11 protein-coding genes are annotated in these 15,065 nt (G+C 45.6%); 7 read left to right on the forward strand and 4 right to left on the reverse strand.

The features are described from left to right. The 5 genes from flhA to CBX96_RS14690 all read left to right on the forward strand — a co-directional run bounded on the left by flhA (window position 1) and on the right by CBX96_RS14690 (window position 5,888). The gene (gene flhA / locus CBX96_RS14670) at window positions 1–2,082 is read left to right on the forward strand and encodes a flagellar biosynthesis protein FlhA (protein WP_109287205.1); all 2,082 of its coding nucleotides are present in this window, start codon (window positions 1–3) and stop codon (window positions 2,080–2,082) included. A gap of 369 nt (window positions 2,083–2,451) precedes the next feature. Further along, window positions 2,452–3,003 carry an NAD(P)H-dependent oxidoreductase gene (locus CBX96_RS14675; RefSeq protein WP_109287206.1) on the forward strand — a complete coding sequence of 184 codons (552 nt, stop codon included), beginning with the start codon at window positions 2,452–2,454 and terminating at the stop codon, window positions 3,001–3,003. Next, window positions 3,000–4,205 carry a NupC/NupG family nucleoside CNT transporter gene (locus CBX96_RS14680; RefSeq protein ID WP_109287207.1) on the forward strand — a complete coding sequence of 402 codons (1,206 nt, stop codon included), beginning with the start codon at window positions 3,000–3,002 and terminating at the stop codon, window positions 4,203–4,205. Before CBX96_RS14675 ends, CBX96_RS14680 begins: the two co-directional genes overlap by 4 nt. Window positions 4,206–4,274: 69 nt before the next feature. After that, window positions 4,275–5,000: a nucleoside phosphorylase gene (locus CBX96_RS14685; RefSeq protein WP_109287208.1), complete on the forward strand. Its 726-nt coding sequence runs from the start codon at window positions 4,275–4,277 to the stop codon at window positions 4,998–5,000. A 213-nt stretch (window positions 5,001–5,213) separates the two neighbouring features. After that, window positions 5,214–5,888, forward strand: coding sequence for a Crp/Fnr family transcriptional regulator (locus CBX96_RS14690; RefSeq protein WP_109287270.1), 675 nt, complete (start codon window positions 5,214–5,216; stop codon window positions 5,886–5,888). Window positions 5,889–6,005: 117 nt separating this feature from the next. On the opposite strand, the gene yjjG is transcribed toward CBX96_RS14690, so the two are convergent. Then, window positions 6,006–6,728 carry a pyrimidine 5'-nucleotidase gene (yjjG, locus tag CBX96_RS14695; protein WP_109287209.1) on the reverse strand — a complete coding sequence of 241 codons (723 nt, stop codon included), beginning with the start codon at window positions 6,726–6,728 and terminating at the stop codon, window positions 6,006–6,008. A gap of 358 nt (window positions 6,729–7,086) precedes the next feature. On the opposite strand from yjjG, the gene CBX96_RS14700 reads away from it, so the two are divergent. After that, complete coding sequence (locus CBX96_RS14700) at window positions 7,087–7,974, forward strand: LysR family transcriptional regulator (protein ID WP_109287210.1); 888 nt, start codon at window positions 7,087–7,089, stop codon at window positions 7,972–7,974. 10 nt (window positions 7,975–7,984) lie between these two features. On the opposite strand, the gene CBX96_RS14705 is transcribed toward CBX96_RS14700, so the two are convergent. Next, on the reverse strand, window positions 7,985–11,152 hold the full coding sequence (locus CBX96_RS14705) for a DUF3427 domain-containing protein (protein WP_109287211.1): 3,168 nt from the start codon (window positions 11,150–11,152) through the stop codon (window positions 7,985–7,987). 219 nt (window positions 11,153–11,371) lie between these two features. Next, complete coding sequence (locus CBX96_RS14710) at window positions 11,372–12,487, reverse strand: Fic family protein (protein WP_109287212.1); 1,116 nt, start codon at window positions 12,485–12,487, stop codon at window positions 11,372–11,374. Between the two features lie 304 nt (window positions 12,488–12,791). Between CBX96_RS14710 and CBX96_RS14715 the strand changes: the two genes are divergently transcribed. After that, window positions 12,792–13,610: a sulfotransferase family protein gene (locus tag CBX96_RS14715; RefSeq protein ID WP_109287213.1), complete on the forward strand. Its 819-nt coding sequence runs from the start codon at window positions 12,792–12,794 to the stop codon at window positions 13,608–13,610. Window positions 13,611–13,629: 19 nt separating this feature from the next. On the opposite strand, the gene CBX96_RS14720 is transcribed toward CBX96_RS14715, so the two are convergent. Beyond that, entirely contained in the window at window positions 13,630–15,054 is a 1,425-nt protein-coding gene (locus tag CBX96_RS14720; protein WP_109287214.1) for an MFS transporter, read from the reverse strand. Between the last annotated feature and the right edge of the window lie 11 nt (window positions 15,055–15,065).

Raw genomic sequence — 15,065 nt, forward strand, 5'->3', positions numbered from 1 at the left:
ATGAATTGGCTACGACGCACCTTTGCAGGAAATTACAGTTATATTGGTATTCCAGTTATGCTGCTCGCTATTCTGGCGATGGTGATTCTGCCACTCCCTGCATGGCTATTAGACATTTTATTTACATTTAACATTGTCCTCGCCGTTATGGTACTGCTCGTGAGCGTGTCGATAAGGCGACCACTGGAGTTTTCAGTCTTCCCAACCTTGCTATTACTTGCCACCTTAATGCGTCTCACTCTAAACGTCGCATCAACGCGGGTAGTACTTATTGAAGGTCACGAAGGCGGTGATGCTGCAGGTAAAGTAATTCAAGCCTTTGGTGAGGTCGTTATTGGCGGGAATTATGTTGTAGGCGCTGTTATCTTCTTAATTTTGATGATAATTAATTTTGTGGTTATCACCAAAGGGGGAGAAAGGATCTCCGAGGTATCTGCACGTTTTACGTTAGATGCCTTGCCAGGTAAACAGATGGCTATTGATGCCGATCTGAATGCAGGTACGTTAACTCACGAACAAGCACGCATTCGTCGTCAAGATGTTGCAAGGGAAGCAGATTTTTACGGTTCTATGGATGGAGCCTCAAAATTTGTTAGAGGCGATGCGATTGCTGGACTATTAATTTTAGCTATCAACATCATTGGTGGGATCTGCATAGGTATCTTTATGCATGATCTCAGTACAACTGAAGCCTTTAAAACTTATGCGCTCTTAACCATTGGTGATGGCTTAGTTGCACAAATTCCATCTCTTCTGCTCGCCACTGCTGCGGCTATCATTGTTACGCGGGTTTCTGATGCAGAAGAAATGCCGACACAATTAAGCCGACAATTACTTGCCAATCCTAAAACCCTGGCCACTGCCGCAATTGTGATGGGAATTCTTGGGATCACACCGGGAATGCCTGCATTAGTCTTTATCTCTTTTGCAATATTACTGGGGTTCGCGGCATGGAAGCAGACCCAAAATAGAGCGGCCTTCACAGAAGATAAAACGGAAGATCAAATTGAAGTAACGCTAACTGAGCCTTCTGCCCCTAGCTGGGAATCACTTCCTTATGTTGACATCATCGAAGTAAGGCTAGGTTATAGGTTGGTGCATTTAGTTGAAAAAACGAAAGGTGCAGAGCTACAGAAGCGACTGACAGGGATCAGACGTACGCTATCTGAACAAATTGGATTTTTACTTTCTGAAGTTAGAGTTCGTGACAATTTAGCCTTAGCGCCGCATGCATACCAAATTAATTTTATGGGGACCCAAGTTGCAATTGCCGAACTCGAACCAGACCTACTTTTAGCGATAAAAAGTGGGCCTGTCTATGGCACAATTGACGGGATTTTAACCAAAGAGCCCGCCTATCAAATGGATGCCATTTGGATCGAACCAGATCTAAAGGCTAAGGCATTGAACTTGGGGTACTCTGTGGTTGATAACGCAACAATTATCGCTACTCATGTGAGTAAATTACTACGGGAGTCACTCCCCGAGTTATTGCAACATGATGATATTATGCAATTAACCGACAGGCTAAGTAAGCAAGCACCAAAACTTGCAGAATCTCTTAGCACTTGCTTAACGCCCATTCAATTGCTCAAAGTCTTTCGATTACTGCTTAAGGAACAAGTACCGCTCAAAGATATACGGACCATAGCAACAACCTTGCTGGAGTGTAGCGAACAAACTAAAGACCCGGTTCTCCTTGCGGCTGATGTACGCTGTGCGTTACGTAATAGCATATTGCATCAAATCACTGGTAGCAGTACACAGCTGAATGTACTCACACTGACTACAGAGTTAGAGCAAACCTTGATGACAGCATTAAACCAATCACAACAACAAGGACGAGTATCACTCGATAGTTTCCCTATAGAACCGAATTTACTTGCACAATTGCAACATAAAATGCCGCAGCTACTCGCTGAGTCAAGAGAGAAAGGATACAACCCCATCCTACTTGTATCGCCACAATTGAGGCCTTTCCTCGCGCGTTATGCGTTAGCATTTGCACGGGGATTACATGTTTTGTCTTATAACGAGGTTCCAGAGACAAAAGAATTGATGATCGCAGGACAACTTGGATAATCAAGCCCAGTCATTACGTAATGTGTTAAAGCAAAATGTCGTCTCCTTTCAGCATCGGCTAAAAATATACTGACCATTTGTCACCACACACGTTTTAAGTCTTGAGAAACATATGGATAACTGACCTAACGTTAGTATTTCGTTATGGTCAGAAATCCATAGATAGTTACACTCATCACTCCATTCATCTTTAAATCGACCTTTTAATTACATTTTTACAATAGTATGAACTGCATCAGGTTCTAGGAGACAAATGTCCTCTGGCATCCTTGCTTACCTCCCTATAATCCAGGCCATCACTTCGTGACTCGGTGCTTGGTTCTCTTGCTTCATTGCGCGGCCACACCGTTTCCCTTAAGGAGCTAGCAAATGAAGATACTCGTGCTAAATGGACACCCCAACGTAACTCAGTCTGTGGCAAATGCCAGCATACTTGCCCTTGAGGCTGAGCAACCAGGCTGGCATATCAATTCAGTGGCTCAGTTTGATGGCGATATTGCAGCCGAACAACAACAATTACTCGAAGCCGATGTGATTGTGGTGCAATTTCCTCTCTATTGGAGCACCTACCCTGCTGTGTTAAAACATTGGATAGATGAAGTATTTACTTATGGCTTCGCTTTTGGGCCCAACGGCAGCCAATTACAAGATAAACCAGTACTGTTTTCCATTACGGCTGGAGCCACCGAAGCATCTTACAGTGAGACAGGCTTTAATTTTTTACCCTTTAACGCTTATCAGCAAGCCTACGAACATCCATTTAGGGCTGCCGCCGTCAATATTTTAGACACTATTATCAGCTTCGAGATGAACTCAACAGTTTCAGAAGGTGGTAATAAATCAACTACCCTTTCCCTCGCATCAGCACACGCTAAACGGGTCATTGCAGCCGTTAATTCATATAAGGAACACTCATTATGATCCAATCAGTCCTTGGCATTTTGGTGTTATTAGGTATAGGTTTTCTGTGCTCAGATAACCGCAGCATGATCAGCTGGCGCGCAGTAAGCGGTGCATTTGGTATCATCATCGCACTGGCCTTTTTTGTACTGGCAACCGACATAGGAGCCGATGTGTTGCTGGCTGTTTCAAATACGGTAGGCAAAGTTTTTGGTTACGGCACAGAAGGGATCAAATTTGCCTTTGGCAGCTTAGTCAATTTCAGTGTTGAAGGTATAGGTTTTGTCTGGGCATTGCAGGTATTACCACAAATCATCTTCACTGCCGCGCTAACCTCACTTCTGTACTACCTCGGAATTATGCAGTGGTTTGTATTGATTATTGGCGGCAGCTTGCAAAAAGTACTAGGTACCTCACGTGCTGAATCGATGAATGCCGCAGGTAATATTATTCTCGGGCAAACTGAAGCACCTTTACTGATCAAACCCTATCACCGAGTCCTCACCCGCGCGCAAATTTTTGCAGTGATGGTCGGAGGGTTATCATCGATCGCAGGCTCTATTTTAGCGGGCCTTGCAGGCATGGGGGTAGCTCTTAACTATTTGATCATGGCTTGTTTTATGTCAGCCCCTGCAGGTTTAATGTTCGCTAAATTGATCATTCCAGAAACTGAGCCAACCGTTAACGAAGTACCTGAATTACCCGATGATGAAAAACCTAGCAGCTTTATTGATGCGATTGCTAAAGGGGCGATTGCCGGCATGGGAATCGCGGCAATCGTTGGTGCAGTTATCATCGCCTGTATTGGCCTAATGGCCTTGTTAAACGGTGGTTTGGGCGCGATTGGTGAAGTGTTTGGTTTGCCAACGTTAACCATCGATCTGATCCTAGGGATCTTATTTGCACCTGTAGCCTGGTTGATAGGCATCCCTTGGGCCGAAGCAAGCACAGCAGGCGCATTCTTAGGCCAAAAAATAGCAATGAATGAGTTTGTCGCCTTCGCCAACATGGGGAATGTGGAGCTATCTGCACGTAGCAATGCCATCATGACGATTGCCTTATGCGGCTTTGCTAATATCGGGTCAGTAGCCATGGTATGTGGCGCCCTTAGCAAAATGATCCCTCAACGCGCGAGTCTAATTGGTCAGCTCGGGATGAAGGTCCTATTAGCAGCTACGCTCGCGAATTTGATGAATGCCGCAATCGTCGGTGTATTTATCTAAAGAGTCCTCAGGAACGGTAGGCTAGTGCCGAACTCGCCTACCAATCTATATGATTGATAAAGGTCTAAAATGAGTATTCAACCCCATATTCTAGTCGCTCCCCATCAAGTCAGTGACAAAGCCATTGTCTGCGGAGAGCCCGCTCGAGTTAACCGAATTGCCTCACTACTGACAGAAGTTGAATTCTTAGCAGAGAATCGAGAGTTTCGTCTGATGCGTGGCCGTTATGGGCAAATCCTGATCACCGTCTGCAGCACAGGTATTGGCGCCCCCTCAGCACTCATTGCCCTTGAAGAGCTACATCAATGCGGCGTCAAACAGCTTATTCGCATTGGCTCTGCGGGAGCGCTCCAACCACATATCGCTATAGGTGATGTGATTATTGCTGAAGCAGCGGTGCGTGACGATGGTGGCTCAGCCAGCTATGTAAAACCTAGTTTTCCAGCCTATGCCAACCATCGTTTAGTCGCTAAATTACAAGAATATTGTGTGCAGCACCGTATTAGCGCCCATAGTGGTGTGGTGCGGTCACACGACAGTTTTTATACCGATCAAGAACAAGATCTGTGTAATTATTGGCACCGCCGAGGTGTATTAGGTGCCGATATGGAAACAGCTGCATTATTCACTGTCGGTAGACTGCGAGAATTAGAAGTGGCAGCAATTCTCACCAACGTAGTTCTTTTTGAACAAGATGTTAAAGCAGGAGTTAATGACTATGTCGCAGCCTCCCAAGCATGCGCTCAAGGTGAACGACATGCCATTTTAGCCGCACTCAACGCACTATGTGATTAACCAGACCTATGTTTTCCTAGTTCTCTCATGAATACCAATATGGCGCAGTCTTTGCGCCATATTTCCCCTCCTCATTTCAGCCCCCCATATCAGCGCCATAACTCGCACCTAAATGGTTACATGCAAGAGATGTACGTATTTTATGTTAGGATGTGTATCAATCTGCGGCAAGACACGCATCTAATCGCACAAATATTCAGAATTATCATTGAAATGCAGCTACATCCAGAACTCTCTAGCCGCTTTGGCAGCACATTAACCGAGCAGCGTGAACTCTTTAAGCACGCCTTATATCAGTGCCAAACGGGCATTCGCCATTTTTCTCCCGGTGAGACTATGTTGCAACAGGGTCAAAACGTGCGTGAACTTTATCTAGTGTCAGTTGGAAAAGTCGCTATGTATACCAGTGCCAATAATGGCCGCCGTTTTCAATTAGGTGAACTGAATTGTGACCAGCATATTTTTGGTGAAATTGAGTTTTTTACTCAACTCCCCTGTCAGTGGACAGTGATGGCCGAAGATCAGATGGAAGCAGAGGTGATCTGTGCGACCAAACTGCAACAATGCTTAGTCACACAACCGCAATTAGCACTTTTTTTTGCCTCTGCACTGGCATGGGATTACCAAGACTCAATGGCAATCTACACTAATCGTTTACTCCATCCGATAGCCGTAAATATCGCCCTAGACCTGTTGCAGCGAAGTCAAAACAACCTTGCTCTCGGCGCCTTTAACAAAGTAGAACAGGAAGCTGAACGCTTTGGCACTAGCAGTCGTGTTTACCGACGAGCTCTCAATTCATTAATTGAACTCGGCCTTGTCGAAAAGCGCGAGCAGCAGCTTCATATTATCAACCCTAAATCACTAGCGGCCTTTATTGCCGATTAACGCAAATGACCACGCTTTTAGTACCTTTATAACCACACTCTCTGTTAAGCACTTTGACGCTTTTTACCTTCTAAAATCGATTAACTTGCTGGGCGTCTGGACACATGCGCAACTTGTTTACACCATTCCAAACAATGGCGTAAGCTTCTGCTGTAGCTCATGGTGGGAGGCGACTTGAAAATGCGGGCGAATACCTGCGGGGGCTGCGTGTCCATGGACGTTATACCAACAGGTGTGGAATCCCGCGTTGATACCGCCTTGAATATCTGAATGCGGGTTATCGCCCACCATCAACACTTGTTCGCGTGCGGGCTGACCCATCAGCTCGAGGGCGTATTCAAAGATACCGACATCGGGTTTAGCCATGCCCACTTTTTCTGAAATAACCAAAATATCAAAATGATGCTGTAAACCAGTACGCTCTAAACGCACTGTTTGCAACTCGGTAAAACCATTGGTGATGATCCCCATTTTGGCTTTTCCCTGCAGCGCGGCCAGTAATTCACGGGCGCCGGGCAAGGGCGCACAAATCTCAGCCATCGCCGTTAAAAATGCACTGTTTAAGGTTTGCGGGGTCAGCGCAAGCTTTGCCGCCCATGGCTCGAAACGTATGGTTTGCAGTTCGGCGGCGCTGATCTTGCCATCCTGATACGCAACCCATAACGGCTTGTTTACACTTTGATATTCTTCGAAATCGGTACGAGTAAAATCGACGCCAAAACCTGAAAACATACGCTTCAGCCCTTCGAAAGCATCGAAATAAAAGAGAGTTTCATCTGCATCGAAAAGCACCCAAGTATAGGGTAAAGCGGCAGCATGATTCGGGGTTAAAGATGACATACGACTCCTAACAACACACTAAAGGCACGGCTTAATCCGTCAAGGCAAGCAGCACAGTACTATACAACACCCAAAATCTAACGCGAAGGCACACGAAAAACAGAGCATAGTTAGCAAGTCTATCTGCCAATAATGCTTTAGCGCCTTCAACACCAAGGGAACAGGTTTTTAGTTGCGAAATAGTCTACTATCTTGGTTTAAGATTGATAATACCGCATACATGAAACCAATTGTTGAGCATATCTCAACAGTAATTAGATTAGGCACCTGTTTCCAGAGATGAGCTCCAACACGGGTTATCATCGTCGCTGATCAGCCTGAGCATAAAACCTCACCGCCACAACATTGGAGCCCTTTGATGGATCATTTTTCTGCCCTGCCCATTTTTGTCACTGTGGTGGAATGCGGTAGTTTTTCCGCCGCAGGACAAAAACTTGGGCTAAGCAAATCGGCCATCAGCAAGCGTATTACGCAACTGGAGCAACACTTAGGGATTCAACTATTACAACGTACCACTCGCAGTTTGAGCCTGACGGATGCTGGCGCGCGCTATTTCGAATATATTCGCCCCGCAGTGCAGCTTACCCAAGAAGGATTGGATGCTATCTCCGAGCTGCAGCAAACGCCTAAAGGCAATCTGCGAATTTCCGTGCCTATGGTGTTTGGACGCTTGTATATTGCCCCTTTAATCGCTGAGTTTTTAAAACGTTACCCCGATATTCAGCTGCAAATGCAAATGGATGATAAGACCACTGATTTAATCGCAGGCGGCTTCGATCTGGCCATTCGAATTGGCGAGCTTCCTGACTCCAGCCTTATCGCCCGCAAAATTGCCCCTTGTTTGAGCGTGATTTGCGCGTCCCCCGCATATCTAGCGCAGCACGGTTTACCCATAGTTCCTAACGAGCTAACTCAACACAACTGCTTGTTTTACAGTTACTTTCAAGACGGTGTGGAATGGAGCTTCCACAGTCCCGATGGCATGCAACGCATCCAACCCAAAGGGAACTATCAGGTTAATAATAGCGATGCCATCCATCTAGCCTGTCTCGATGGACTCGGTATCGCCAACCTACCACGCTTTATTGTTGAGTCCGATCTACAGGCAGGGCGTTTACAAACGATACTGGCTGACTTTCCACTCCCCGAACATGGTATTTATGCCGTATATCCGCAGCGAAAATACCTCCCAACCAAAGTGACGGTATTGATTGAGTTTTTAATGGAGAAGTTGGGAAAAATCTAGGAAGTAATATTTAACCCACAGCCAATTTAGCCGCGTCATGCCACATTACATCAGGGATTGGCTGTTCTAATCGCCATGTGACATTCATGGGTTGTGAGCCGTTATGGCTGACATAATGCACTTTGCCAAAATTAACAAATCCCATAGTGCGGCCATTTTCATCTTTTGACTGCTCTCGAACAAACAGCAACACGGTTTTTCCCAGCTTTTGTTGCTCAATATAACTCAGACCTCTACCTAGTTCTGGCCTTGCGCTATTTTGCGATTGCCAGTGGAATAGATGTTCACTAATCGCATAGTCGTGATACATGGTTGTCGGTGAAAACTGCTTCTCTGATTTATTTAACGTCACAAATAAACATTCAAGGTTTTGCTCATTAATCGCAAGTACACCTTCCCTTGAAGGCGATTTAGCAGCAAATGTGCTTGCACCCATCGCCGCTAAAATTTGCTCACGAGTATAACGAGAGTGCACTTTCAACGCTGTGGGTTGGAGTAATTCCAAATCCATTTCTTGATGGTGTATCCGGTTAATCAGTATCGCCAAAACAGACAACAACTCTTCTTGCAACGGCTTATTGCGTAACATCAGCAAGCTAGCCGCTAAACTGTTAACGTTTAAAGCCGTACCTGATTTATCCCAAAAGTTGTAATGACACATCAAAGCAAACTGATTTTGAATAGGATCCACCCCATTAAAGACAAAATCATTTTCGCATAACTGCTTGATAAATTTTAAATAGGATAATGACGTGCAACTGAGTAAGTGGAAGTTAATCGCACGATAATATGCCTTGGCTAAACCCGGCTGAACTGCAGGTTCTGCAATCTTTTCTCCCTGTACAGCCTCGACTAAAAAGGTCCATCCACTTTGGCCATTAATCTTTATGCGATAAATATCTTCAAGGCTCACTTGCGGGTTCATGCGTAAAAAATTGCCTAGCGTGAGCGGCAAGTCAGTTTGATGTTTAAAGTTTGCCATTAGACTGGTTAATCGATTGGCATTGAGCGTTGCGCGGCTAATATTACGCAAAATCATCGACTGCGCTTTCTCTTCAAGTTCAATTCGGCACCCTAGCGGTAGATGCGGAAAATCATTGAGAATTTCATCTTTAATCGACTGATTGGTTTTACCGACTAACGCTCTAAATTTCTGTGAGAAATCATATTCATCGCGTGAATTGCCAACAAAATCTAATACGGTGCAGCACTGCTTATCATCGGTGAGACGCAAACCTCGGCCAAGTTGTTGCAGGAATATGGTCAAGCTTTCCGTTGGCCGTAAAAATAACAAGGTATCGACCTCTGGAATATCGACACCTTCGTTAAAAATATCCACCACACACAAAATGGATAATTTGCCACTAACTAAGCTCTGCCGCTTTTCGTAGCGCTCTTCACTATTATCGCTGGTCAACACATCGGCGCTAATCCCCGCTAAATTGAACTTTTTCGCCATATACTCGGCGTGTTCCCTACTGACGCAAAAGGCTAACGCCTTAATATTGTCTATATCAGTTACGGTTTCAGCTAGGCTACGAATAATACGCGTCACGCGTTGTTCATTATGAGTGTATAAATTGCTCAGCTCAGCGACGTCGTATCGGCCACGACTCCAATTTAACTTGCGAAGATCGGTCTCATCATCAATCGCAAAATATTGAAAAGGACATAAATGCCTTTGATTAATAGCTTCGGGTAAACGTATTTCGGCGGCAATGACACCGCAGAAGTCAGCCAGAATATCGACACCATCATGCCGTTCAGGGGTTGCCGTCAACCCAAGTAAAATCGTCGGCTCAAAATGTTCTAATAGCCCACGGTAACTACTCGCAGCAACGTGATGGACTTCATCAATAACAATATAATCATAAAAATCAGTTGCTAATGGCAAGTTATCAAGTTGCAGATTCAAACTTTGGATAGATGCAAATAAATGTTTGTAACTATTAGGTTTATGCTCTGCCACCCATAGCTCGCCAAATTGATTGTTCTTTAACACACCGCGATAAGCGCCGAGGGCTTGCTGTAAAATTTCTTGCCTATGGACAACAAATAGGAAATTTGCTTCTGGATGTTGTTTATAAAACTGTGCGAAATCGAATGCGGAAATAATCGTTTTACCCGTGCCGGTTGCTGCAACAATAAGGTTTTTAAAACGACCATGAACGCTTCGTTCTACTGCAAGCTGTTCGAGGATTTCTCGCTGATGCGCAAACGGCTTAATGTCAAAATGAAATGGGCTCGGTTCAGTGCCACTGCCTTTCGCTTCTTTGAGCGCATTGTTTAACTTTTCTTTACTGCTCTCATCACCGCTAAAAAGCTCAAATTCGTTCGATTCCCAGTAAGTTTCAAAGGTACTGAGTGATTTATCAATGATGTGGGGAATTTCTTGGGTGGTGATCTTAAGGTTCCACTCAAGCCCGCTGGTTAATGCAGAATGCGATAAATTTGAAGAACCGATATAACCGGTATGAAACCCCGTATTTCGTAAAAATAAATAGGACTTTGCATGCAGCCTTTCACGTTTCGTGTTGTAACTTAATTTGACTAGGGTATTGGGTAAACTAGCTAGAAACTCGACGGCTTTAGCATCCGTCGCGCCCATATAGGATGTAGTGATGATGCGTAACTCTTTACCGCTGCGTGTAAATTCCTCAAGTTCATTTTTGAAGATGCGAATCCCCGCCCACTTGATAAATGACACCAGCCAATAGATTTTATCCGATGATCGGATCTCACGTTTAAGCTCACTTTCAAGTGATAATCCCGCATTACTCCCGCAAAAAAGCTCACTCTGAGTGAGTCCCGTTAATGGAAATATGGCGGCCGTATATTTAGGTAAATCAGTCGCTATCGGATTTTGTTTGTTAAAAAGAGCCGTGAGGATCCGACCTTGGCTATCGATAAGATTTTCATTAATAAAATCATCATCGTTAATGTGCTCTTTGAGCCACATCACTAACCGGTTAGCCAAACTGATTTGATTGAAGACTTGGTTTTCATCGGCGGGAACTGAATTAATCACATATTCAATTACTTTAGTCAGAAAACGTGAGAGCCAAATACTTGCCTCAGCAACTTCTAGCTTCCTTTCTCCAACAAAAAATATGTTCTTATCTAAGCGCTGCTCAAGGAGTTGAGTAATAAGCTTTTCATAAATCCCGACCTGTTCCATAGCCAGATATGCCCCTAGACAAACAATCAAAGTTGTAGCGAATATACCACATAACAATTTGATTCAAATTGCGATTTGTGGGATGGCTTTATCTTTTGCGATAGAGAGTTAATATAGCCTAGGCTTTAAACTAATCGATTTTTTACGATAAAGGCTGTAATTACACGCGGGAAATATGTTAGGCAGGCGAGCATTTCCCCCACAAAAGCAAACTAGCTTCTACTGCCCACTCGGCAATAAGTACCTTGTACTTCGGCCGCCGGCGTCGGCTTTCACTAAAAAGCCTTGCTCGACCATTTGCGCAAGGTGACGGGTGGCGGTGGCGCGGCTCACCTTCGCGACCTTTTGATACTGGCTACTATTCATCCCTAATTCAAAATCGCCATCTAACATCCGATTGAGCACTTTGGCTTGCTCTTGACTCAATAAGGATTGATCGACATTTTGCCAATACTGCGTTTTTAGCAGAGTCTTGTTCACATCTGCCATCGCATTGAGTAAGCAATCATTGAGGGTTTCAAAAAACCATACTAACCAAGGAGTAATATCGACATTTCCCCTTTGGGTGGACTCTAAAATGTCATAGTAGGCTTGGCGACGGGCCAGAATACTGACCGACATAGCGTAAAAACGAATTGAGCGTTTTTCCGCTTGCGCCAAAGCTAAATCGGTCAATAAACGCGTGATGCGCCCATTACCGTCATCAAGCGGATGCAGAGTCACAAACCAAAGGTGAGTTATCGCCGCACGGATAAGCGGATCGATACCCAGATCTTGCCTTGATGCATTAAACCATTCAATAAACTGCGAGAGTTCAGCGTCCAAACTGGCTTGAGAGGGGGCCTCAAAATGCACTGTTGGTTTATCAATCCGGCCTGAGACAACTTGCATAGGCGTATCGCCACGTAGCGCTCCACCAATAACTGGGTTAAACAGCGTATAACCCTGTGGAAATAACTGTTTATGCCAACCTAATATCCGCTCAAGGGTTAACTCTGTATCTAAATTTTTTAAGGCATCGAGCATAATGTCAGCCAAACCATCGGTTTGTACTGTGGTCGGATACGGTTTGTCTTCGGACACGCCGAGTTTTTTAGCCAAGGATGAGCGCACCGAAGCAGCATTGAGCTTTTCACCTTCAATAGCACTCGAGTGAATAATGTTAGCGAGTAAGGTGTCGAGTGCCGCCGCTGATGTTAACTGGCTGTCGTCGTGACTTAGCATTTGCTTGCCGAGCAGTTGACCCTGATTGAAATAAACCTGACGCAGCAAGACATCAATGCTGCTGGCATTCCAATGAAATTTAGGCCAATCGGCTTGCTGCCAAATCCACATAGCTTACCCCATGAGTCAAATAACAAGCCTATTCTACTCACATTATGAGTCAATTAACAAACCTATTTACCTCACAAAATGAGGCAAATAATGCAAGCAATCGCCTCATCTTGCCCAAATGCTTCTAGCATAAAGGGATTTATGCTGTTGATTGCTTCTACAAAGCAATACCGACGCAACGCCAGCTTTGCGCTGCCAAAACCGACTCACTGCGATATACTGCCAACGTTCATAAAACGCTAATGTTAAAACCCAATTTACACACCCATCGCGACCACACTGACAAGAATGCAGAGCCCAATCCATGCCTGATAATGCAACTATTGCCACCCTTCCCGATTCTCAAGGGCGTGACTATCGCGCAGATGTACGGCTCAATCAGGTACAGTGCGATTCGACTAAATCAAATGACACTAGGCCAAGTACAATCGAGCCAAATGCAACCAAGCCGAGAGCCATCATGCATGAATCGCATGCTGCCGAGCAAAAACAGAAGATTATTTTTATCGGTTTGCCTCGCACTGGGACGACGAGCGTGAGCGTGGCCTTATTGGAGCAAGGCTTAAGAGTGGCGCATATGGCGTTTACCAAAGAAGCCTTTATGCTGGCGGATGCGATTTCCGATGCGCCTTGTTTTAGCGATTTCAGACAGTTGGATGGATTATTCCCCAAAGCCAAGTTTGTCTATCTTGACCGAGAGCTAGAGTCTTGGGTGCCGTCGATGCAGATGTTACTCAGTCGAATGCTGCCACATTTAGATGTGCAAACCGGCCGATTCCACCCGATTATGAAACGCAGTTTTCGACATAGCTTTGGCGTAGGTGTAGTCGAAAATCCGCAAGATACACAACATCTTATCGATTGTTATCTGCGCCATAAACAAAGCGTGTTCGACTATTTTGCTGGCCGAGATGACTTCTTATCAGTCGATGTAAGTCAGCAAGGCGCCCTCGGCCAATTATTAGCATTTATCGGATTAGCCAGCGCCGAAGACCAACAGAATTTTCCTAAACTCAATGTAGGCCGTAATGTCGCCAGTTGGGATGAATATAAACATCCGAATAAGATCAGCGCTAATGCCTCGGGGCCGGAAAAACGTAAGTTCTTCGATTATAAGCTTTAAAACTCAACGGTTGAGAAAGCTAGTCAGGGGTATTTCGGCGTTTTACCACAGTTAACCAGTCGAGACTCACGCCCGAAATCGCGTTAAAACCGCGGATACGGAAGATAAGCTGCAGCAACTGCGGCCTAGGCCTGACTTTCGGTTCGACCGAGCGCGGAATAAACCACAGCGTCACGAATGCGCGCAGTATGGTCGACACCAAAAACACCACAAAAATCGGGCTACTGAGCCAACTATTCCAACCCGACCAGACTAAAAAGTCCGCCGCATGGGAGGCTATCGTGCCACCGACCATGGCCCCCACAAACACCAACCCCGCGCTGAGTGACGCTTGCAGCGCCGCGTAGGTCGCAAAATCACTGCGAAAGGGACGAATATCATAAAGATAATTGGCGGTACTTAAGGTAAAGCCGCTCCACGCTAGGCCCGAAAACGCCTGAATGAGGAGAATATACAGATAGTTATCGGAAAACAGCCATAACAACGGCAAGCTTGGGATCATGCAGCTGGTGATAATCATCACCAAACGATTACCAAATTGATCGCTAAATCGTCCCCAAAACTTCAGCGTCACAAACTGAGTCGCTATCGATGCCACACTCGCGAGTACAAATTCGATGTAGCTAAACTTCAAATCTTCCAGCATATACACGGCGAAAAACGGCGCCGAGATGGCCACCATCGCCTGCATACTGGCCACAAATAGGCTGTATTGGCGGAAGGTTTTATCCTTCCATGCTCCGCGAAAATTGCGGATAGTTTGGATAAATACGCCCCGCTGCTTGGCTTCGCGCGGATCAGGGTCGTGCATTTGCAATAACAACCAAGCCGAAACAAAACGCCCCATAGCCGCTATCGAAAACAACAGGGTAAAACCTAACCAGGCCATTTGCAGCGAATCGGTAAAGGTAAGAATGCCACCACCCACAAAAAATACGCTTAAGGATGCGCCCATGGTTAAGCGGGTGCGCGCCGCAAAAAAGGCGCCGCGGCGACGCTCGGGCACGATAGACCCCATCCAGGCGCGCCAATGGGGTTGAATAAGATTAATAAAACCGTGATACCCGACGGCAAGCGCGATAAATATCCACACTGCATGATCGGGGCGAAAGGCCGCTAACCCGCCCATCGCCAATACCACAACCGCCTGCAAAGCGGCGCAGCAAACGATAAACCCGCGACGGGAAAAATGGCTCGCTAGCCATACCGAAACCAACTGCGACATCGCCCCGAAGAGCTGCGGTAAACCAGTAACAAAGCCCATTTGTGCAAGACTGGCACCGAGAAAAATTGCGTAAGCATTGAAAAAGTTATCACTCGTCGCCGTCATCATCGACGAAGCCACGGCTTCCTGCTGCGAGCGGCGCAGAGTGCATCTTAACCAGAGATTTCTAGCACTACGGCGCGAACACGTTAATGCAGTGGGAGCTTCTAGGGTGCCCATTCCAAGCCAAA

This window comes from Shewanella sp. BC20, assembly GCF_003129585.1.
Classification (GTDB): domain Bacteria; phylum Pseudomonadota; class Gammaproteobacteria; order Enterobacterales; family Shewanellaceae; genus Shewanella; species Shewanella seohaensis.

Coding starts and splice junctions, on each gene's coding strand:
- CBX96_RS14715 (WP_109287213.1), top strand. CDS start 12,792: ATGCCTGATAATGCAACTATTGCCACCCTTCCCGATTCTCAAGGGCGT.
- flhA (WP_109287205.1), top strand. CDS start 1: ATGAATTGGCTACGACGCACCTTTGCAGGAAATTACAGTTATATTGGT.
- CBX96_RS14680 (WP_109287207.1), top strand. CDS start 3,000: ATGATCCAATCAGTCCTTGGCATTTTGGTGTTATTAGGTATAGGTTTT.
- CBX96_RS14700 (WP_109287210.1), top strand. CDS start 7,087: ATGGATCATTTTTCTGCCCTGCCCATTTTTGTCACTGTGGTGGAATGC.
- yjjG (WP_109287209.1), bottom strand. CDS start 6,728: ATGTCATCTTTAACCCCGAATCATGCTGCCGCTTTACCCTATACTTGG.
- CBX96_RS14675 (WP_109287206.1), top strand. CDS start 2,452: ATGAAGATACTCGTGCTAAATGGACACCCCAACGTAACTCAGTCTGTG.
- CBX96_RS14720 (WP_109287214.1), bottom strand. CDS start 15,054: ATGGGCACCCTAGAAGCTCCCACTGCATTAACGTGTTCGCGCCGTAGT.
- CBX96_RS14705 (WP_109287211.1), bottom strand. CDS start 11,152: ATGGAACAGGTCGGGATTTATGAAAAGCTTATTACTCAACTCCTTGAG.
- CBX96_RS14690 (WP_109287270.1), top strand. CDS start 5,214: ATGCAGCTACATCCAGAACTCTCTAGCCGCTTTGGCAGCACATTAACC.
- CBX96_RS14710 (WP_109287212.1), bottom strand. CDS start 12,487: ATGTGGATTTGGCAGCAAGCCGATTGGCCTAAATTTCATTGGAATGCC.
- CBX96_RS14685 (WP_109287208.1), top strand. CDS start 4,275: ATGAGTATTCAACCCCATATTCTAGTCGCTCCCCATCAAGTCAGTGAC.